Origin of the sequence: Shewanella sp. POL2 (assembly GCF_000282755.1) — a bacterium.
GTDB lineage: Bacteria > Pseudomonadota > Gammaproteobacteria > Enterobacterales > Shewanellaceae > Shewanella > Shewanella xiamenensis.
In genome coordinates, this window is record NZ_AKZL01000231.1 from 1 (window position 1) to 306 (window position 306).

The following is a 306-nucleotide window of genomic DNA, read 5'->3' on the forward strand; positions in this document are numbered from 1 at the left end:
AACCTCACTGTGTAGTCATTCCCAGGTCGCTTAGCTCAGCTGGGAGAGCACCTCCCTTACAAGGAGGGGTCACTGGTTCGATCCCAGTAGCGACCACCATATTCTTCATTACTGATTTACCCCGGGTCGCTTAGCTCAGCCGGGAGAGCACCTCCCTTACAAGGAGGGGGTCACTGGTTCGATCCCAGTAGCGACCACCATATTCTGCACTACTGATTTACCCCGGGTCGCTTAGCTCAGCCGGGAGAGCACCTCCCTTACAAGGAGGGGGTCACTGGTTCGATCCCAGTAGCGACCACCATATTT

3 tRNA genes are annotated in these 306 nt (G+C 55.6%); all 3 read left to right on the forward strand.

The annotated features are described in order from the left end of the window. Positions 1 to 24 precede the first annotated feature (24 nt). The 3 genes from SHEWPOL2_RS22190 to SHEWPOL2_RS22200 all read left to right on the forward strand — a co-directional run bounded on the left by SHEWPOL2_RS22190 (position 25) and on the right by SHEWPOL2_RS22200 (position 301). Positions 25 to 99 (forward strand) — tRNA-Val (locus tag SHEWPOL2_RS22190). Between the two features lie 25 nt (positions 100 to 124). Next, positions 125 to 200: transfer RNA gene (locus SHEWPOL2_RS22195), tRNA-Val, on the forward strand. Positions 201 to 225: 25 nt separating this feature from the next. Further along, positions 226 to 301: transfer RNA gene (locus tag SHEWPOL2_RS22200), tRNA-Val, on the forward strand. Positions 302 to 306 lie beyond the last annotated feature (5 nt).